An 18,048-nucleotide genomic window follows, 5' to 3' on the forward strand; every position below is an offset into this window, starting at 1 on the left:
TTCGGAAAGGAAGACGAAATGTACAATTTCGAATTTGAGAAGCCCTCGACTATTGCTGATGCGGTTGCCGCATTGGGGAGCGAGGATGCTCAGGCGTTGGGGGGCGGGCAGACCCTGATCCCAACGTTGAAACAGCGACTGGCGGCACCGTCCAAGCTGGTGTCAGTAAGCGGGATTGCAGAGATGCAGGGCGTTTGCGTCGAAGATGACGGCTCGGTAGCCGTTGGCGGGGCGACCACTCATGCCTCGGTCGCGTCCGAAGCCGCGGGCAGCTATCCCGCCCTTGCGGCGTTGGCGGGTCAGATCGGTGATCCGGCGGTGCGCAATCGCGGCACCATTGGCGGGTCGATTGCCAATAACGATCCGGCGGCCTGTTATCCGGCTGCAGTGTTGGGATCGGGTGCGACCGTCGTCACCAATGCGCGGCAGATCGCGGCGGACGATTTCTTTGACGGGATGTTCTCGACCGCTTTGGACGAGGGTGAGATCGTCACCTCGGTTCGGTTTCCGGTACCACAGGCGGCAAGCTACCAGAAGTTTCTGCAACCGGCCTCGCGGTTTGCTTTGGTAGGCGTCTACGTGGCCCGTTTTGCCGACGGTGTGCGAGTTGCTGTCACCGGGGCAAGCGAGGATGGCGTGTTCCGTTGGTCCGAGGCGGAAGAGGCGCTCAACAAAGAATTCCGTGCTGATGCACTGATGGATTTGCGTATCAACCCGGCCAACATGATCGCCGATCTGCATGGTAGCAAGGAATACCGTTCGCATCTGGTCGGCGTCATGACCAAACGAGCCGTCGAAGCCTGCATGTAAGACGCAGTGAATGAGCAAAGCCCCGGTGAAAGGCCGGGGCTTTTTATGTGCGGCGCAGTCTTGGGGGTTTGGCGGGTTGCCAGTAGGCCCCAGTGTCCTCGCGCGCTTTTTCATAGGCCTCGATCCGCTGCCGCGCCGCGTCTCCTCCGGCATCGAAGAGGTGACCCAGCAGGCATTCCAGAACAGCCATCGCTCCGGTGAAGCAGGAAAACGGGTACAGAGCGCGGGTGCTGACGGTGAAGGCGATGTCGGGCTCGACCCCAGGGGCGATCACGTTGCTGTCCGAGATCAGGATCAGGCGCAGACCTTGTTGTTTTGCAAACCGCATCGACTGAATGGTGTCCGCCGAATAGGGGTGGACGGTGATAGCGACGAGACAATCGTTTTGGTCAGCATCCAACAGGTCGTCGGCGGCGGACCCGATATGGCGTGGCACCAGTTGTATGCCCGGGTGCGCCATTCGACCCGTATAGGAAAAGTAATAAGCCAGCGCGTAGCTTGCGCGCGTCGCTGTAACGAAACACCTGCGGGATGTCGTGATGTGCCGGACGGCCTCGCGCGTCTTTTCGGGCTTCATCAGACGCAAGGATCGAGCGACTACGTTTTGTTCGTTCTGGGCAAGTTTGGCCTGGGCGTTGCTGAAGGCGTCCTCGGTTTGCATGGTGGTCAGCCAGTCCTGCCCCAGTTCGCCTTCGCGGTCAGTGACCAAGGCGTTGCGGAAAGGGGTGCGGAAAGCTTCGAAACTGTCAAAACCCATGCGATGCGCCAAGCGGACCAGAACATTCGAACTGACGCCGATTCTGGTCGCCGTAGTGCGGATCGGGTCCAGCCCGAAATCTCCGGGATGGTCGATGACGTACTTGGCAGCGGCTTGCAGGGCCGATGGCATCCGCTCGATGTCCTGACGTAGCCGATCGGTGATCTGGTTTGGTGTGTTTTCCATCCGAAAAGAAAAACAAATGTTATGAAATTAACAAGTAAAAAACGACACGCACTGGATTAGATGGCAAATGTTACCCGAGGTATGAGCATGTCAGACACGCGAATAAAAACTGAAACTTCCCGTCGCCCCTATGTGCTGGTCGCGCCGAATGGTGCGCGGCGAGGGCGGTCGGATCACCCGGAATTGCCAGTCTCGATTGATCAAATCGTGGACACTGCGCGCGCCTGTTTTGAGGCTGGGGCGCAAGGGCTGCATTTGCATATTCGCGACAAGCAGGGGCAGCATTCTCTGGACGCCGGTCAATACCTAGAAACGATGACCGAACTGCGCCGGTCCGTTCCGGGGATGGATGTTCAGATCACGACCGAGGCGGCGGGCCTGTTCGATGTGCCTGCCCAATTGACATGTCTGGAACAAGTGCGGCCGAGTTGGGCCTCGGTGTCAGTACGAGAAATCGCACGGGCGCCCGAACTTGCGCCGCGTGTGTATGAGCTGTGCGCCGAGCAGGAAACGCGGGTGCAGCATATCTTGTACGACGCTGATGACGCCGCGCTGTTGGCGCAGTGGCAAAAGGTCGGCATAGTGCGGGATGGTCAAGTGGATCGCATTCTGGTTCTGGGGCGGTATTCGTCCGGTCAGCAATCCTCGCCGAAGGATTTGGATCAGTTTCCGACAGGTACATCGCCCTGGATGGTTTGCGCCTTTGGTGCGCAAGAACATGCCTGTTTGGTGCACGCAGCCCGGCGGGGCGGAGACGTTCGGGTGGGCTTTGAAAACAGCCTGACCGATCAGAACGGAAACCTTTGGAAAGACAATGCCGCGTCGGTGACGGCGCTTATTGCCATGTTGGAAGGGGCAGTCGAATGAGTCACGTATTCCCACGCCACACGAAATCGGATCTACCCATCGCCGCAGGAGGCGACGGGTGCTATCTGATTGATACGCAGGGTTGCCGGTATCTGGATTGCGGTGACGCTGCGGTGTCCTGTCTGGGCCACTCCGATCCGGCGGTGATCCGGGCCGTGCAGGAGCAGGTAGAGAAGATCGCCTTCGCACATACCGGTTTCATGACCTCTGAACCGGCTGAAGCTCTGGCGGATTTGTTGGTTGAACAGGCGCCGGGCGATCTGGATCGGGTGTATTTCGTCTCGGGCGGGTCCGAGGCGACCGAGGCGGCGATCAAACTGGCGCGGCAGTATTATCTGGAGATCGGTCAGCCCGAGCGGCGGCATGTGATTGCCCGACGGCAAAGCTATCACGGCAACACTTTGGGCGCCTTGTCAGCCGGAGGGAACGCATGGCGACGGGCGCAATTCGCGCCGATGCTGATTGATATGACCCATATCGCGCCTTGCTATGAATACGCGGAAAAGCCGGAGAACGAGAGCAGCCATGACTACGGTCAGCGCGTCGCCAACGAGTTGGAGGCCGAAATCCTGCGGTTGGGGCCCGAGACCGTGATGGCTTTCATGGCCGAACCGGTCGTCGGGGCGACTCTGGGCGCGGTACCTGCCGTCGAGGGGTATTTCAAACGCATCCGAGAAATCTGTGACCAGTATGGCGTGCTGCTAATTCTGGATGAGGTGATGTGCGGTATGGGCCGGACGGGGCACCTGTTCGCCTGTGATCACGATGGAGTGGCGCCGGATATCCTGTGCATCGCCAAAGGGTTGGGGGCCGGTTACCAACCGATTGGTGCGATGATTTGCACGGGCAGAATATACGAGGCCATCCGCGACGGGTCCGGGTTCTTTCAGCACGGTCATACTTACATTGGTCATCCGGTCGCAACGGCTGCGGCACTGGCCGTTGTGCGTGAGTTGACCGAGCGTGATTTGCCCGCAAGGGCGGGTGTCATGGGTGAGGAGCTGCAATCGGCGCTTGAGGCTGCATTGGGACAACACCCCAATGTCGGGGATATTCGGGGTCGCGGCTTGTTCCGGGGCATTGAATTGGTCGCAGATCGCGACACCAAAACGCCGTTCGACCCGGCGCTCGGTGTGGCGGGGAAGATCAAGAAAGCCGCCCTGGCCGAAGGGTTGATCTGTTACCCGATGTCCGGCACCCGCGACGGTCGATTGGGCGATCACATCCTGCTGGCGCCGCCGTTCATTGTCGAAGAGGCGCAGATTGACGAGTTGGTTGGCAAGCTGAGCAAGGCAATGTGCGCGGTGATCTGATAGCCTATAAAAAAGCCCCCTCAAATGAGGGGGCTTTGAATTTCTGGTCGATTAAGACCTTATTTTTGCGGCAGAGGGCCGATCATCATAATCATCTGGCGGCCTTCCATCTTAGGCATGTTTTCGACCTTGCCCAGCTCCTTGATGTCCTCGGCCACGCGTTCCAGCAGCTCACGGCCCAGATTCTGGTGCGCCATTTCACGACCACGGAATCGCAGAGTGACTTTGACCTTGTCGCCCTTTTCCAGAAACTTGAAGACGTTCTTCATCTTGACGTCATAGTCATGGGTGTCAGTGTTGGGCCGGAACTTGACCTCTTTCACCTCGATGACTTTTTGTTTCTTGCGGGCTTCGCTTTCGCGTTTCTGCTGTTCGTACTTGAACTTGCCGAAGTCCATGATCTTGCAGACCGGCGGGTTCGCGTTGGGCGAAATCTCAACCAGGTCAAGGCCGGCATCGGCTGCAAGTTGCATAGCTTTGGCGGGATGAACCACCCCGACGTTGTCACCATCAGCGCCAATCAGGCGAATTTCGGGGGCACGGATCTTTTCATTGACGCGCGGGCCAGTATCTCGTTGCGGCGGCGCGTTGTGAGGTCTGCGGGCTATGGGTTCATTCCTTTGATAATTGCAGAATTTCGAGCCCGGAATTTAGACTGCTGCGCGTCTTGATTCAAGCGCCAACCTTGCCGAAAGGGCTCAATAAATCAGGTTTAACAGCAGGTTTATGCGCGGGCCACGGTTATTCCAGAGGCCCGCGCGATTGGATCAGCCGACAAAGGCCTTTTCGATCACGAATTCCTTGGGCTCGGAATTGGCGCCTTCGCGCAGGCCGAACTCTTCCAGGATGGCCTTGATGTCCAGGTTGAAGGCCAGCGAACCACACACCATGGCACGGTCGGTGTCCGGCTGGATGCCGCCCTCGATGCCCAGATCGGCAAACACGGTACCGTCTTTCAGCAGGTTGGTGATGCGGCCCATCTTGGGGCTCTCTTCCCGTGTTGTCGTGGGGTAGTAGCGAATCTTGTCGGCAAATCCTTCACCGATCAGTTCGGCGAGCATTTCGTCCTGACGAATGCTTTCGATCAGCTGACGGCCATATTCCAGTTCCGCCACTTCGCGGCAGGTGTGGGTGATGATGACCTCGTCATAGTCCTCATAGGTCTGCGGCTCGCGCAGTAGTGAGGCGAAAGGTGCAAAGCCGGTGCCGGTTGCAAAGAACCAAAGACGCTTACCGGGCAGCAGGGCGTCATGGACCAGTGTGCCGACGGGTTTGGGCCGCAGGATGATTTGATCACCCGGTTTGATATGCTGAAGTTTCGAAGTCAGTGGGCCGTCCTGCACCTTGATCGAGTAGAACTCTAGCTCTTCGTCCCACGACGGCGAGGCAATCGAATAGGCGCGCAGCAGCGGTTTGCCGTTGTCGCCCAACAGGCCGATCATCACGAACTCGCCCGAGCGGAAGCGTAGCGAGGCAGGGCGCGACACCTTGAACGAGAACAGGCTGTCGGTCCAATGTTTCACTTCTTGAACGGTCTGCGCGTCCGGCAGAACGGGGGCCTTCACGGCGGTAGCTTCGGTCACGGGCTTCATCTCTGTCATCGTTTCACAGTCGGTGAGGTAAACCGACATCTCCGTTTAATCTTTGATCCAAGTCAGGAAAAGGGGGCAGTTGCCCCCACGTCCTTTTTTCAGGCTGGCAATGGCGGTCTTAACCGCGCAGGCGGGCCTGATAGCTGTGGTCTTTCCAGTTGGCGCGGGCCAGCCACTGATCTTCGGGCTGACGGGCGGCCAAGGCGTCGTCGATCTCGACCTCGTCAAAGCCGCTGCGGCGGGCCATGGCGTATTGGTCGGCCAGCACGTGCCCTTTGGCGCGCAGGCGGCCGGTAAAGCCTTTCAGGCGCAGAACGCGGGCGATGGTAAAGCCGCGACCGTCCGCCGAAGACGGGAAGTCCACGCGCACCATCTGCGCGCTGCCCAACCGCTCAATCAGTTCATCCGGGTCAGCGTCCGAGGCCACATCCAGCGCGACCACATCATTGGCCGCGTCTTCCAGCGTGACAAAGCCGTCGGTCCAGTCATCGGGGGCAAACCCCGTATCCGATACGATTACGTTCATGTTTTCTCTCCGGCGCGCACCATCTTGCCATCGACAAAATGGATGCCGCATTCTTCTTTGTTCTGATCGCGCCAGCGTCCGGCGCGAGGGTCTTCACCCTCTTTGACCGGCGAGGTGCAGGGCGCACAGCCGATCGAGGGGTATCCTTTGGCCACCAGCGGATGCCGGGGCAGGTTATTTTCATCCATATAGGCGCGCACGTCCTCGGGCGCCCAATGAGCCAGCGGGTTGACCTTGATCCGGCCTGTGCCGTCCTCGACCTCAAAGAAATCGAGCGCAGCGCGACTGCCCGACTGGAACCGTTTGCGTCCGGTGATCCAGCCATCGTACCCCGCCAAAGCTTTTTGCAGCGGGAAGGTCTTGCGCAGGTTACAGCACGCATCCATATCCCGCAGGCGCAATGCGCCATAAGGGTCGTCGCGCTGCACGTCCTCATCCTCGGCGCGGATGACGTGGACGTTTTTCAGGCCCAGACGCTCGCTCACCTCCTGCTGGTACTCCAGCGTTTCGGTGAACAGCATCTGCGTGTCTACAAACAGCACCGGGGTCATCTTATCGACCACCGCTGCCATATGCAGCAATACCACTGATTCCGCACCAAAGCTTGAGACCAGAGCAAGCTCGTCGATCTCTTCAATGGCGCCGTGCATCACATCATGCGCAGAGTGGTGGCGGAACCGGGCGTTCAGCGCGTTGACCGTTTCGGTCAATTCAGCGCGATCCTTACCCAGTTCCGTCTGGATCAGGTCAAGCGGCATTGGCCTGCGCCTCGGGGTAGAGGGCCGCCTTGAACGGCGCCATGCCCACCCGACGATAGGTCTGCAGGAATGTTTCCTCGCTGCTTTCGCGTTGTTCCAGATACGTGTCGACGATGCGTTCCACGGCGGGCACGATTTCGTCATAGGCAAAGCCCGGACCGGTGCGGTCGCCAATGGCCGCGTTCTCGGTACCGTCACCACCCAAAGTGATCTGGTAGTTCTCAACGCCTGCACGATCCAGACCCAGGATGCCGATATGACCCACGTGGTGGTGACCACATGCGTTGATGCAACCCGAGATCTTGATCTTCAGGTGACCGATATCATGCTCGAGCTTCAGGTCTTCGAACCGGGTCGCGATTTCCTGAGCAACCGGGATCGAACGGGCCGTGGCCAGCGCGCAGTAATCCATGCCGGGACAAGCGATGATATCGCTGATCAGGCCGATATTAGCGGTAGCCAGTTCGTATTCCTTCAGCTTCGCGTGGATCGCAGGCAGGTCCGACTTGTGGACATGCGGCAGGATCACGTTCTGCTCATGGCTAATGCGAAGCTCGTCATAGGCGAACTCTTCTGCCAGATCGGCCATCACGCGCATCTGCTCGGCAGTCGCATCACCTGGCGTTGCGCCGTGTTTCTTGATCGAAATCGTGACGATCGCGTGGTCCGCATTCTTGTGCGGTGCGATGTTGGTGTCGACCCACGACCGGAAAACCGGATCGTTGGTGTAGGCGCTTTCGAACGACGCAACCGAACCTTCGCGGAAGACTGGGGCAGCAAAGTGGCCCTTGATCTCTTCCAGCAGGTTCATGTCGGCGCCCTTGAACTGCGGGCGAACCTGCAGGAAGCGCTCGTTGACCTTGGCGCGGATGGTGTCGATGCCGTTCTCGTGGACGGTGATCTTGATACGCGCTTTGTATTTGTTGTCGCGACGACCGATCTGGTTCCACACGGAAACGGTGGCTTCCAGATAAGCCAGCAAGTCGTCAAAGGCGACGAATTCGGACAGCTCTTTGCCGATCATCGGGGTACGACCCAGACCGCCGCCCACGATGACGCGGGCGCCCAGAACGCCGTCACGTTCGACCAGTTGGAGGCCGATGTCATGCGCCTTGATCACGGCACGGTCGTTCTCGGACCCCGTGATGGCGATCTTGAATTTACGCGGCATGAACTGGAATTCGGGGTGGTCTGTGGACCACTGGCGCAGCAGTTCGGCATAGGGGCGCGGATCGGCGACCTCATCTGCGGCGGCACCGGCGAAATGGTCGGCGGTCACGTTGCGGATGGTATTGCCCGAAGTCTGAATGGCGTGCATCCCAACCTCGGCCAGCGCGTCCAGCATATCCGGCACGTCGTTCAGTTTCGGCCAGTTGTATTGGATGTTCTGACGGGTGGTGAAGTGGCCATAACCCTTGTCCCACTTTTCAGCCAGCAGTGCCAACTGGCGCATCTGCGCGCTGTTCAGCGTGCCATAGGGGATGGCGACACGCAGCATGTATGCGTGCAACTGCAGATACAGGCCGTTCATCAGGCGCAGGGGTTTGAATTCGTCTTCGGTCAGCGAGCCGTCAATACGGCGCTCTACCTGCGCGCGGAACTGCGCGTTACGTTCTGCCAAAAATGCTGTGTCGAACTCGGAGTAGCGATACATGATTAGCTGTCCTTGATTGCAGCCCCGAACCTTGGGGCCATGAAGGGGAGAGAGAGGGCCGAGGGTCAGGCCCGGGGCTGCGTTGCTGTTTCCTGCTTGCCATGGGCATAGTTCGAGGGTCCGGTGCGGCGGAACTCCTCGCGGAAATGGGTGGGTTCGGGGCCGTTGTCGCCTGCGACGGCATCGGCTAGATAAGCACCGACGATCTTGCTGGCCTGGCGTGAAGCGTCCAGCAGGCGAACCTGCGCGTGCGCTTCGTCTGTGATCAATTCGGCGTCGGCCAGTTCGCGCGACCAGCGGTCGTCTTCGGTTTGGTAGATAACGTCGCCTTCCAACAGGTCGTTGGCGGTGACCACTTTAGGGGTAAAAGCGCGGGCCATCAGGCGTGCTCCTTCTTGAATTCGGTCAGGGCCTTAGCCGCTTGGCGCGGGGCGAGGCCGTAAAAGGTCAGTGTGGGGCCGTCCATTTCGGCGGCGTTCAAATCGGTGGGCAATTGGTCCAGATTGGTGGCCAGAACGCGTTGATCGGGGCGCGAAGCGTTTTCTACCAGCGTCACCGGTGTTTCGCGGTCGGCACCGTGCATGATCAGGCGGCCCTGAATGAAACGGGCGGATTTCTTGCCCATATAGATCGCTGCGACAGAACCGGGGCGTGCTAGCGCAGTCCAGTCGTGATCTGCAAACCCTTTCATGTCGTGGCCGGTCAGGAACCGAACCGAGGAATTCCGACCCCGGCGGGTCAGGCTTTGACCGATCCCTGCAACCGCAGCCGATGCCGCGGTGATGCCCGGAACGATCTGCCAGGAGATGCCTGCGGCCTCGACCGCTTCGATCTCTTCGTCCAGACGACCAAACACGGTCGGGTCGCCGGATTTCAAGCGCACGACGTGGTGGCCTTTCACAGCGTAGTCGACCAGCAGCGCGTCAATGTCTTCTTGCTTCCACGAGGGACCAAAGCCTGCCTTGCCAACATCGACCAGAACGGCGGACTTGCCCGCCAGCTCCAGCACATCGGCGCTGATCAGGCGATCATGCAGCACAACATCAGCACGCTCAAAGGCATTCAGCGCCTTGAGCGTCAGCAATTCCGGATCGCCCGGACCCGCGCCGACAAAGTCGACGTGCCCTGTGCCATCATGTGATTGCGTTGCTTGCATGTTCCGTTCCGCTTGGTTTGACTTGACCTGCAATATAGGAAATATTCCCGGTATTGCGCCATATGGGTGCTTAAATAAGAACAAACGTTCCGTAGATGACCCTAAACGGGACGTGAGTTTTGAAACGAAGGGAAAAATGGAATGTCGGTGCGGATTGATGACACGGATCGGAAAATTCTGGTCGAGCTACAGCGCGACGCCAGCCAATCGCTGGACGAAATAGCAGCCCGTGTTGGCAGTTCCAAGACCCCGGTCTGGAATCGCATTCGCAAGCTGAAAGGGGCCGGAGTCATCGGCCAGCAGACCGTTTTACTGGACGCCGAAGCGCTGGGATTCGAGGCGACCTTCTTTGTTCTGATCCGCACCTCTGAGCATGAGGCCGACTGGCAGCGCAGGTTCCTCAAAGCTCTGCGCGATCGCCCTGAAGTGCAAGAGGCACACCGATTGGCGGGCGACATCGACTATATCCTCAAGGTGCGGGTAAAAAACGCGCGGGCCTATGACGAATTTTATCAGACCCTGATTTCCGAGGTGCGTGTCCACAACGTGACAGCGCTGCTGTCGATGGAGGAGATCAAGTCCACCACCATGCTGCCCCTGAACGCGCTGATCGAAAGCTGAGGCCAGTCAGGCCTGAACCATCAGCCGGGTCAGCCCGTGGAAGTGATAGGTGTTTGAGTATTCCGGGTCCGCCGTCAGACGCAGATCCGGGCAGCGGTCGAGCAGGATCCTCAGCGCAATCCGCATCTCCAGCCGCGCCAATGGGGCGCCGACGCAGAAATGCAGCCCGCCGCCGAAACTGGCGTTGGTTACGATCGGGCGGGTCGGATCAAAACGGTCTGGTTCGGCCCAGACCGAGGGGTCTCGGTTTGCAGCCCCCAACAACAGCGCAACCTCATCACCACGTTTGAAGGTGTGGCCGAACAGCTCGGCCTGTTCATAGGCGTAGCGCATGAACATGTGCAGTGGTGGATCGTAGCGTAGGATTTCTTCCACCAGTTTGTCCGGTGCATATCCTGTCGGATCAAGCCCCAGTTGCAGCACTGTTTTAACCCCATTGCCAAGGGAGTGAACCGTTGCCTCGTGCCCTGCGTTCAGCACTAGAATGCAGGTGGCGATTAGCTCGTCATGCGTCAGTTTCTCGCCGTCTTCTTCTGCGGCGATCAGGCGGGTGATCAGATCGTCGCGCGGATCAGAGCGGCGTTGCCGGATGTAGTCGTCGAGAAAGGCAGTGAAGTCCTTCGCAGCGGCCTCTGCCGCGTCTTCGGTCTGGCGTGTGCGACCGGCTTGATACATTGCGACCATCGCGTGCGACCAGTGCAACAGATCGGGCGACATGTCCTCGAGCACGCCCAGAAGGCGGCAGATAGTTTTGACCGGAACCTGCGTGCAATAGGCGTTAAGCAGATCAAACGGTGCGTCGGGGAAACTGTCGATCAGCCTGTGGCTGAGGTCATGAATGAACGGTTCCAGAGCGGTGATTGCCCGCGATGTGAAAGCCCGTACGACAAGGGACCGAATGCGTGTGTGCCGCGGCGGTTCGACTTCAAGCAATGAGTTTTCTTCGGTGACCAGCCATGCCTTCAGGTGCGCAGGGCCGAGGCTTTTCAGTTCGGCGGGTGCTTCGCGGCCAAAACGACGGTCTTTCAAAAGTGTCTGGACGGCCCTGTGCGAAACCGCTGCGACCTTGTCGTACTCGTCCCAGAAAACAAAATCTCCTTCGGCTCTTGCCCTGTCATAAAACGGATAGGGGTTTTGCACGAAATCCTGATCGAGCGGGGATTGGGTCAGTGTCTTCATGCGCGGCAGACTTGCCATGTGGCGCGCTGAATGCAAGACCCTATACCATGCAACGGGTTTGGGTGATCCTTGGATTTCTGTGTGCCGTCGGGCTGTTGTCCGCCGGGGTGTGGTCTTATGGCTATCGACAGGCGCTGTCTCAGCTAGGTGAAAAGGCAGAAGCCGATCTTGAACTGGCCGCTGACCGGCTAAGCACGCAGATGCAGGTCTATCAGGAACTGGCCGTACTGATGGCAAATCATCCGACACTGCAAGAGCTTGAAACCCCGGTGCAGAAACAGACCGCCCGCGCGATATTGCTGGACGTGGCTGACAAGACCGCAGCCGTGAACATGATGTATCTGGACCAGAACGGTCAGGTACTGGTCTCGGCACAACCCGTTGAGCAGGATAACATGGCCGAGCACCTTGCCTTTCAGCGTGCTCTGCAGGGAGCTTTGGGCAGCGCGCATGGCGTCCTGCCGATCAGCGGTGACAGGATTTATTCCTACGCGGCCCCAGCCTTTGATGCCTCGGGCCAGGTTGAAGGCGCGCTGATGGTTATTGCTGACGTGCAGGACGTCGAACAAACCTGGCGAGGCAGCACCGAGGCGGTGTTCTTTATCGATGGCGACGGCGTGGTCTTTATCTCGAACAGGTCTGATTTGTTGTTTTGGCGCCGTGCCGAAGGACAACAAGGGTTGACGCCTCCTGAGGGCGGTGAGGTGGATTTCGCCGCAACCCGGGTTGGGCCGCACGAACTTTGGAGCCTTAACTGGGGCCGCTACCTGCCCAGCCGTGCGTTGCACTTAATGCTGGAGTTGCCGGTAATCGACATGACGGCTGAGGTGCTGGTTGATGTCGCTCCTGCTCGGCGTCTGGCCGGTTTGCAGGCGGCAACTGTTGCGGCGATCTGTCTGGCCTTTGGTGCATTGCTGTTTCTGGCGACAGAACGCAGGCGTACTCTGGCCGAAGCCAACGCGGTGCTGGAAAGTCGCGTTGCGCAACGTACCCGCGCTTTGACCGCCGCCAACACCGCCCTGCGCCGCGAGGTTCATGAGCGGCAAGAGGCGGAGACGGCATTGAAGCACGCGCAGGAGGAGCTTATTCAGGCCGGTAAACTCAGCGCTCTGGGGCAGATGTCGGCGGGCATCAGTCATGAGCTTAATCAACCCCTGATGGCGATCCGGCAATTTGCCGATAACGGGGCGGCCTTCCTGTCGCGGGGGCGTGAGGAAAAGGCCTCTGAGAATCTCACGCGCATTTCTGACATGGCCGCCCGGATGGCGCGGATCATCAAGAACCTGCGCGCATTTGCCCGCAATGAAAATGAGCCGATGGGCAAGGTTGATCTGGTGCAAGTGATCGACACGGCTGTCGAACTGACCGAGGCGCGGCTGCGTGCCGAAGGGGTGACGATGGACTGGCAGCCGCCCGATGGGCCGGTCTATGCGTGGGGCGGCGAGGTGCGGCTGGTACAGGTCTTTGTTAACCTGATCAACAACGCCGCCGACGCGATGAGCCAGCAGGACGAACGACTTATCCGCATTGCGATTGAGGCCGCAGACAGGCTGACCGTGACAGTGCGCGATATCGGTCCCGGCATTGAAAACACCGAGAAACTGTTCGAACCCTTCTACTCGACCAAGGCGGTTGGATCGTCCGAGGGAATGGGGCTGGGTCTTTCGATTTCGTATGGTCTGGTTCAGAGTTTTGGGGGGAATATTCGCGGTACGAACGCGCAGACCGGTGCGATGTTCACTGTAGAACTTGAGTATTATCGGGAAGACGAGGTGGCATGACTCGCAAGGTTTTATTGGTCGACGATGACGCCGCCGTGCGCGAGGCCTTGGCGCAGACATTGGAACTGGCCGATTACGCACCAGTCACAGCGGGGTCGTTTGTAGCGGCCAAGGATCATATCCGCGCTGATTTTCCTGGTGTTGTCATCTCGGATATTCGGATGCCGGGGCGGGACGGGTTTCATCTGCTGACCTACGCGCATGAGATCGACCCGGACCTTCCGGTCATCCTTCTGACCGGTGAGGGCGACATTCCGATGGCTGTGCGCGCCATGGGACAGGGGGCGTTCGACTTTCTGGAAAAGCCCTGTGCTGCCGCCGACCTGCTGGAGGTGTTGGGCAAGGCCTTTGCCGCGCGCACGCAGATTTTGGAACAACGCGCGTTGAAACACGAGCTGGAGCGCGGCGACCCCGCTGCTCGGCTGTTGTTCGGCCTGTCCGCTCAAGCCGAAGCTTTGAGGGAGCGCGTGAGGAGCGTTGCACCCACCGGGGCCGAAGTTCTGGTTAACGGCCCTGCGGGCAGTGGGATTTCCAAAGTGGCCGAGGTAGTGCATCTGATGTCGCCGCAGGGGCAGGGACCATTTGTGAAACGACCCTCGGCCGGTTTGACGCCCGATGCGCTGGTTCAGGTCTGCGAGGATGCGGCTGGAGGGTCACTATTCCTTGACGAGATTTCGGCAATGCCCGAGGCGACGCAATACGCCGCACTAGAAGCAGTCGAGCAAGGTATCGGCGCGCGTATTCTGGCTGGCACGACGGCCGATCTGGCTGCGCTGTCGGCAGAGGGGCGGTTTCACGCGGACCTGTTCTATCGAATGGATGTGATGCGGGTGCGCATTCCATCGCTGGCCGAGCGCCCCGAGGATATTCCGGTGATCTTTCGCCACTATGTGGCGCAGGCTGCCGAACAGGCAGGTATCGCGGAGCCAGAGATTTCTTCGGAACATCTGGCCTCGCTGATGGCCAGCGACTGGCCGGGTAACGCGCGGTCGTTGATGTCGGCTGCGATGCGGTTTGTGCTGGGAATGCCGGAAGAGGTCGCACAGGCCACTGATCTGGGGTTGAGTGAACAGATGGCGCGGGTGGAGCGATCATTGCTGATCGCGGCTTTGGGTCGGCACAATGGCAAGGCCTCGGATGCGGCAAAAGCGCTGAAACTTCCGCGCAAGACGTTCTATGACAAGCTGGCACGGTACCAGATTCGTCCCGAAGATTTTCGCAGGTGATCAGAACGGCTGCCGCCCCCTTTGACCGCATTTTCATGCGGTTAAAAGCGTTGGGCCGGGCAGTCCGCTGATGCGGGCTGCGGGTGGTACGACCCATCAACGAAGTGATTCTGCGGAACTGATTCGAGAAGAGTGCGGATTTCCGCACAACGAGCACGGGGGTTGTGCGGAATTTCGCACAGCGGGTGCCGGGGTTTAAAAGAGGAGTTTAACCTAATCCTTTTAATCTTTTGTTTTAAAGCAAAAAAATCTGCAAATGCGCGACAGGAAACAAAACGTTGAGCCGTAACCTCCGATTCGGTTCACTTCGCCTCATACGGTGCCAAGCAGGTGCCAATTGGACGACCAAGTAAGTCTGGGAGGAAAAGACTGATGAAATTCCTGACAACGGCTGCAACAGCAGTTGCACTGACCGTAACCGCAACCGCAGGCATGGCGGCCTGCGAGGATGGCGAGATCGTCGTGAAGTTCGCGCATGTGACGAACTCTGACAAGCACCCCAAGGGTATTGCCGCATCGCTGCTGGAGCAGCGCGTGAATGACGAGATGAACGGCGTGATGTGTATGGAGGTCTATCCGAACTCCACGCTGTACAACGACGACAAGGTGCTTGAAGCGATGCTGCAGGGTGACGTGCAACTGGCCGCGCCCTCGCTGTCGAAATTCGAAAAATTCACCAAACAGTTCCGCCTTTTCGACCTGCCGTTCATGTTCAAGAACATCGACGCTGTGGATGCTTTCCAGGCGTCAGATGACGGTCAGGCGATGAAGGACAGCATGCAGCGCCGTGGTCTGCAGGGTCTGGCCTTCTGGCACAATGGCATGAAGCAGATGTCAGCGAACAAGCCACTGGAAAGCCCGTCTGATGCGGACGGTCTGAAGTTCCGCGTTCAGTCCTCTGACGTGCTGGTTGCGCAGATGGAAGCCATTGGCGGCAGCCCGCAGAAAATGGCCTTCTCGGAAGTCTATGGCGCACTGCAACAGGGCGTTGTTGACGGGCAGGAAAACACCTGGTCGAACATCTACGGGAAGAAATTCTTTGAGGTTCAGGACGGCATCACCGAGACCAACCACGGGATCATTGACTATCTCGTCGTGACCTCGGTGGACTGGCTGGACAGCCTTGACCCGGAGGTTCGCGATCAGTTCATGACCATTCTGGCCGAAGTGACCGAGACCCGGAACAAGGAAGCCTTTGCGGTGAACGAAGCAGCCAAAGCCTCGATCACCGACGCAGGCGGCATCATCCGTGAGCTGAACCCAGAACAGCGTCAGGCCTGGGTCGATGCGATGAAACCGGTTTGGGACAAATTCGCCGACGACGTAGGTCAGGACAAGATCGACGCCGCTCAGGCCATCAACGCCGGGTTCTAAACTCGAAACAGGCCGCGCGTCCGGGACTGGGGAGTTATCGACGCGCAGGCCGGGCGGGCCGTTAAAGGCCCGCCCCAATCACTCTCATCTCAAAAAATGCGGGGACAGAAAGATGTCTGGTGCGAAACCCGGCCAAGGCGGGCTGGTCGACCATATCGAAGAAACCCTGATTGCGTTGTTGCTGGGCCTTATGACGGCCGTGACATTTGCCAACGTGATCGCGCGGTTCGTATTTAATTCCAACATCCTGTGGGCGCTTGAGCTGACAGTTTTCACCTTTGGCTGGCTGGTGCTGCTGGGCGCGTCTTACGCGGTGAAAAAGCACGCGCATCTGGGTGTGGATGCCATTTTGAACATGCTGTCCCCGGCGCCGCGCCGGATTTTGGCGTTGATCGCTGTGGCTTGCTGTTTGGTGTTCTCGCTTTTGATGCTGAAGGGCGCCTATGACTATTGGGCCGTGTTCGCCGACCTGCCGCCCACCTCGGGCCGCTGGTTCCCGACAGGGTTAAACTTCGACGCCCGTAGTCAGAGCTTCTACGAGGTTGACGACATCCCCATGGTCGCGCCGCTGCGGTTCCTGGAAGACATGATCAACTACGGCGAGTATTACGAGAAACTGCCAAAGGTCGTTCCCTATTTCATTCTACCGCTGTCGATGTTGCTGCTGGTAATACGCTTTGCACAGGTCGCGGTGCAGATTTGGCGCGGCGAGACCGATCGAATCGTCGCCAGCCACGAGGTTGAGGACGAAATTGAAGAAGTGCGCGCTCAGCAGGGGGAGCATGAATAATGGACGTAGTACTTCTTTTCTCGATGGTCATTGGCTTGCTGTTGATCGGGGTTCCGATTGCGGTGGCTCTGGGCCTCAGCTCTACCCTGTTCCTGCTGATCTATTCCGACAGTTCGCTGGCCTCGGTCGCGGGTACTCTGTTCGAGGCGTTCGAGGGGCACTTTACCCTGCTGGCGATCCCCTTCTTTATTCTGGCCTCGTCCTTCATGACGACGGGCGGCGTGGCGCGGCGGATCATCCGGTTCTCGATTGCTTGTGTAGGGCACTTGCCGGGCGGTCTGGCGATTGCGGGTGTGTTCGCCTGTATGTTGTTCGCAGCGCTGTCGGGCTCATCTCCCGCGACCGTGGTGGCCATCGGTTCGATCGTCATCGCCGGGATGCGTCAGGTTGGATACTCCAAGGAGTTCGCCGCTGGTGTTATCTGTAACGCGGGTACGCTGGGTATCCTAATCCCGCCGTCGATTGTGATGGTTGTCTATGCCGCAGCCGTTGAGGTTTCGGTTGGACGTATGTTCCTGGCGGGCGTCATTCCGGGTCTGATGGCCGGTCTGATGCTGATGGTCACCATCTATGTTATGGCCAAGGTCAAGAACCTGCCGAAAGGAGATTGGAAGGGCTGGGGCGAAGTATTTACCTCGGCGCGCGAAGCCGGTTGGGGTCTTTTCCTGATCGTGATCATTCTGGGCGGTATCTATGGCGGTATCTTTACCCCGACTGAGGCCGCTGCGGTGGCTGCTGTCTACGCGTTCTTCATCGCCAGCTTTGTCTACAAGGACATGGGGCCGCTCAGCACCGAGGAAGGCACGCAGAATCTTTCGCTGCTGAAAAAGCCCTATGCTCTGGTCACAGCGTTCTTCCACCCTGATACAAAGCACACTCTGTTTGAGGCCGGTAAACTGACCGTCACGCTGCTTTTCGTGATCGCCAACGCGCTGATCCTCAAGCACGTGCTGACGGACGAGCAGGTGCCGCAACATATCGCGAACGCCATGCTGTCGGCGGGGCTGGGGCCGGTGACCTTCCTGATTGTTGTCAACGTGATCCTGCTGATCGGCGGTCAGTTTATGGAGCCCTCGGGCCTGTTGGTGATCGTCGCGCCGCTGGTGTTCCCGATTGCCATCGAACTGGGCATCGACCCGATTCATCTGGGTATCATCATGGTGGTGAACATGGAGATCGGGATGATTACGCCTCCGGTTGGTCTGAACCTGTTCGTGACCTCGGGCGTGGCTGGGATGCCGATGATGAGCGTCGTAAAGGCGGCGCTGCCGTTCCTGGCGGTGTTGTTCGTCTTCCTGATCATGGTGACGTATATCCCGTGGATATCGACCTTCCTGCCCAACACCTTCATGGGGCCAGAAATTGTAACGAACTAGCAGGGGTATCCTGCGTTCAGGCCGGGCAGCGTGATCTGCCCGGCCTTTTTCTTTGTAGGCCACTTGAAGATGCGCCTCGCAT

Annotated in this window: 18 protein-coding genes; 9 read left to right on the forward strand and 9 right to left on the reverse strand. The window is 58.9% G+C overall.

Annotated elements, in window-relative coordinates; translation table 11 throughout:
- The first annotated feature begins 18 nt into the window (after positions 1-18).
- Entirely contained in the window at positions 19-810 is a 792-nt protein-coding gene (locus GOW98_RS04795; RefSeq protein ID WP_170329938.1) for an FAD binding domain-containing protein, read from the forward strand.
- Positions 811-853: 43 nt separating this feature from the next.
- Here GOW98_RS04795 and GOW98_RS04800 read toward each other — a convergent pair whose 3' ends face one another.
- A complete protein-coding gene (locus GOW98_RS04800; protein ID WP_170329939.1) occupies positions 854-1,753 on the reverse strand; it encodes a MurR/RpiR family transcriptional regulator in 900 nt (299 codons plus the stop codon).
- An 87-nt stretch (positions 1,754-1,840) separates the two neighbouring features.
- Here GOW98_RS04800 and GOW98_RS04805 point away from each other — a divergent pair, with 87 nt between their 5' ends.
- Positions 1,841-2,620, forward strand: a complete 780-nt coding sequence (locus GOW98_RS04805; protein WP_254437904.1) for a 3-keto-5-aminohexanoate cleavage protein — start codon at positions 1,841-1,843, stop codon at positions 2,618-2,620.
- Positions 2,617-3,933 (forward strand): aspartate aminotransferase family protein, encoded by a 1,317-nt coding sequence (locus tag GOW98_RS04810; RefSeq protein WP_170329941.1) that lies wholly within the window; start codon positions 2,617-2,619, stop codon positions 3,931-3,933. The genes GOW98_RS04805 and GOW98_RS04810 overlap by 4 nt, the downstream gene beginning before the upstream one ends.
- Positions 3,934-3,992: 59 nt before the next feature.
- Here the strand turns inward: GOW98_RS04810 and infC are convergent, their stop codons facing one another.
- The 7 genes from infC to cobA form a co-directional block, all read right to left on the reverse strand.
- Positions 3,993-4,583 carry a translation initiation factor IF-3 gene (gene infC / locus GOW98_RS04815; protein WP_437436849.1) on the reverse strand — a complete coding sequence of 197 codons (591 nt, stop codon included), beginning with the start codon at positions 4,581-4,583 and terminating at the stop codon, positions 3,993-3,995.
- Positions 4,584-4,700: 117 nt separating this feature from the next.
- Positions 4,701-5,534, reverse strand: a complete 834-nt coding sequence (locus GOW98_RS04820; RefSeq protein WP_170330217.1) for a ferredoxin--NADP reductase — start codon at positions 5,532-5,534, stop codon at positions 4,701-4,703.
- A 109-nt stretch (positions 5,535-5,643) separates the two neighbouring features.
- On the reverse strand, positions 5,644-6,051 hold the full coding sequence (locus tag GOW98_RS04825) for a DUF934 domain-containing protein (protein WP_170329942.1): 408 nt from the start codon (positions 6,049-6,051) through the stop codon (positions 5,644-5,646).
- Positions 6,048-6,809: a phosphoadenylyl-sulfate reductase gene (locus tag GOW98_RS04830; RefSeq protein WP_170329943.1), complete on the reverse strand. Its 762-nt coding sequence runs from the start codon at positions 6,807-6,809 to the stop codon at positions 6,048-6,050. The genes GOW98_RS04825 and GOW98_RS04830 overlap by 4 nt, the downstream gene beginning before the upstream one ends.
- A complete protein-coding gene (locus GOW98_RS04835; protein ID WP_170329944.1) occupies positions 6,799-8,463 on the reverse strand; it encodes a nitrite/sulfite reductase in 1,665 nt (554 codons plus the stop codon). Before GOW98_RS04835 ends, GOW98_RS04830 begins: the two co-directional genes overlap by 11 nt.
- A gap of 65 nt (positions 8,464-8,528) precedes the next feature.
- Entirely contained in the window at positions 8,529-8,843 is a 315-nt protein-coding gene (locus GOW98_RS04840; RefSeq protein ID WP_170329945.1) for a DUF2849 domain-containing protein, read from the reverse strand.
- On the reverse strand, positions 8,843-9,619 hold the full coding sequence (cobA, locus tag GOW98_RS04845; protein WP_170329946.1) for a uroporphyrinogen-III C-methyltransferase: 777 nt from the start codon (positions 9,617-9,619) through the stop codon (positions 8,843-8,845). Before cobA ends, GOW98_RS04840 begins: the two co-directional genes overlap by 1 nt.
- Positions 9,620-9,760: 141 nt before the next feature.
- Between cobA and GOW98_RS04850 the strand changes: the two genes are divergently transcribed.
- Entirely contained in the window at positions 9,761-10,240 is a 480-nt protein-coding gene (locus tag GOW98_RS04850; protein ID WP_170329947.1) for an Lrp/AsnC family transcriptional regulator, read from the forward strand.
- Positions 10,241-10,246: 6 nt separating this feature from the next.
- Here GOW98_RS04850 and GOW98_RS04855 read toward each other — a convergent pair whose 3' ends face one another.
- Positions 10,247-11,419, reverse strand: coding sequence for a cytochrome P450 (locus GOW98_RS04855; protein ID WP_170330218.1), 1,173 nt, complete (start codon positions 11,417-11,419; stop codon positions 10,247-10,249).
- Positions 11,420-11,466: 47 nt separating this feature from the next.
- On the opposite strand from GOW98_RS04855, the gene GOW98_RS04860 reads away from it, so the two are divergent.
- The 5 genes from GOW98_RS04860 to GOW98_RS04880 all read left to right on the forward strand — a co-directional run bounded on the left by GOW98_RS04860 (position 11,467) and on the right by GOW98_RS04880 (position 17,966).
- Positions 11,467-13,200, forward strand: a complete 1,734-nt coding sequence (locus GOW98_RS04860; RefSeq protein WP_170329948.1) for a sensor histidine kinase — start codon at positions 11,467-11,469, stop codon at positions 13,198-13,200.
- Positions 13,197-14,426 (forward strand): sigma-54-dependent transcriptional regulator, encoded by a 1,230-nt coding sequence (locus GOW98_RS04865; RefSeq protein ID WP_170329949.1) that lies wholly within the window; start codon positions 13,197-13,199, stop codon positions 14,424-14,426. Before GOW98_RS04860 ends, GOW98_RS04865 begins: the two co-directional genes overlap by 4 nt.
- 372 nt (positions 14,427-14,798) lie before the next feature.
- The gene (locus GOW98_RS04870) at positions 14,799-15,800 is read left to right on the forward strand and encodes a DctP family TRAP transporter solute-binding subunit (protein ID WP_217359377.1); all 1,002 of its coding nucleotides are present in this window, start codon (positions 14,799-14,801) and stop codon (positions 15,798-15,800) included.
- A 112-nt stretch (positions 15,801-15,912) separates the two neighbouring features.
- Positions 15,913-16,590, forward strand: a complete 678-nt coding sequence (locus GOW98_RS04875; RefSeq protein WP_170329950.1) for a TRAP transporter small permease — start codon at positions 15,913-15,915, stop codon at positions 16,588-16,590.
- Positions 16,590-17,966, forward strand: coding sequence for a TRAP transporter large permease (locus GOW98_RS04880; protein ID WP_170329951.1), 1,377 nt, complete (start codon positions 16,590-16,592; stop codon positions 17,964-17,966). Before GOW98_RS04875 ends, GOW98_RS04880 begins: the two co-directional genes overlap by 1 nt.
- The last annotated feature ends 82 nt before the right edge of the window (positions 17,967-18,048 follow it).

This window comes from Ruegeria arenilitoris (genome assembly GCF_013032445.1).
GTDB lineage: Bacteria > Pseudomonadota > Alphaproteobacteria > Rhodobacterales > Rhodobacteraceae > Ruegeria > Ruegeria arenilitoris_F.

Excerpts from the sequence above, each read along its gene's own strand:
- GOW98_RS04795 (WP_170329938.1), top strand. The coding sequence starts at position 19 with ATGTACAATTTCGAATTTGAGAAGCCCTCGACTATTGCTGATGCGGTT.
- GOW98_RS04800 (WP_170329939.1), bottom strand. The coding sequence starts at position 1,753 with ATGGAAAACACACCAAACCAGATCACCGATCGGCTACGTCAGGACATC.
- GOW98_RS04805 (WP_254437904.1), top strand. The coding sequence starts at position 1,841 with ATGTCAGACACGCGAATAAAAACTGAAACTTCCCGTCGCCCCTATGTG.
- GOW98_RS04810 (WP_170329941.1), top strand. The coding sequence starts at position 2,617 with ATGAGTCACGTATTCCCACGCCACACGAAATCGGATCTACCCATCGCC.
- GOW98_RS04820 (WP_170330217.1), bottom strand. The coding sequence starts at position 5,534 with ATGACAGAGATGAAGCCCGTGACCGAAGCTACCGCCGTGAAGGCCCCC.
- GOW98_RS04825 (WP_170329942.1), bottom strand. The coding sequence starts at position 6,051 with ATGAACGTAATCGTATCGGATACGGGGTTTGCCCCCGATGACTGGACC.
- GOW98_RS04830 (WP_170329943.1), bottom strand. The coding sequence starts at position 6,809 with ATGCCGCTTGACCTGATCCAGACGGAACTGGGTAAGGATCGCGCTGAA.
- GOW98_RS04835 (WP_170329944.1), bottom strand. The coding sequence starts at position 8,463 with ATGTATCGCTACTCCGAGTTCGACACAGCATTTTTGGCAGAACGTAAC.
- GOW98_RS04840 (WP_170329945.1), bottom strand. The coding sequence starts at position 8,843 with ATGGCCCGCGCTTTTACCCCTAAAGTGGTCACCGCCAACGACCTGTTG.
- cobA (WP_170329946.1), bottom strand. The coding sequence starts at position 9,619 with ATGCAAGCAACGCAATCACATGATGGCACAGGGCACGTCGACTTTGTC.
- GOW98_RS04850 (WP_170329947.1), top strand. The coding sequence starts at position 9,761 with ATGTCGGTGCGGATTGATGACACGGATCGGAAAATTCTGGTCGAGCTA.
- GOW98_RS04855 (WP_170330218.1), bottom strand. The coding sequence starts at position 11,419 with ATGAAGACACTGACCCAATCCCCGCTCGATCAGGATTTCGTGCAAAAC.
- GOW98_RS04860 (WP_170329948.1), top strand. The coding sequence starts at position 11,467 with ATGCAACGGGTTTGGGTGATCCTTGGATTTCTGTGTGCCGTCGGGCTG.
- GOW98_RS04865 (WP_170329949.1), top strand. The coding sequence starts at position 13,197 with ATGACTCGCAAGGTTTTATTGGTCGACGATGACGCCGCCGTGCGCGAG.
- GOW98_RS04870 (WP_217359377.1), top strand. The coding sequence starts at position 14,799 with ATGAAATTCCTGACAACGGCTGCAACAGCAGTTGCACTGACCGTAACC.
- GOW98_RS04875 (WP_170329950.1), top strand. The coding sequence starts at position 15,913 with ATGTCTGGTGCGAAACCCGGCCAAGGCGGGCTGGTCGACCATATCGAA.
- GOW98_RS04880 (WP_170329951.1), top strand. The coding sequence starts at position 16,590 with ATGGACGTAGTACTTCTTTTCTCGATGGTCATTGGCTTGCTGTTGATC.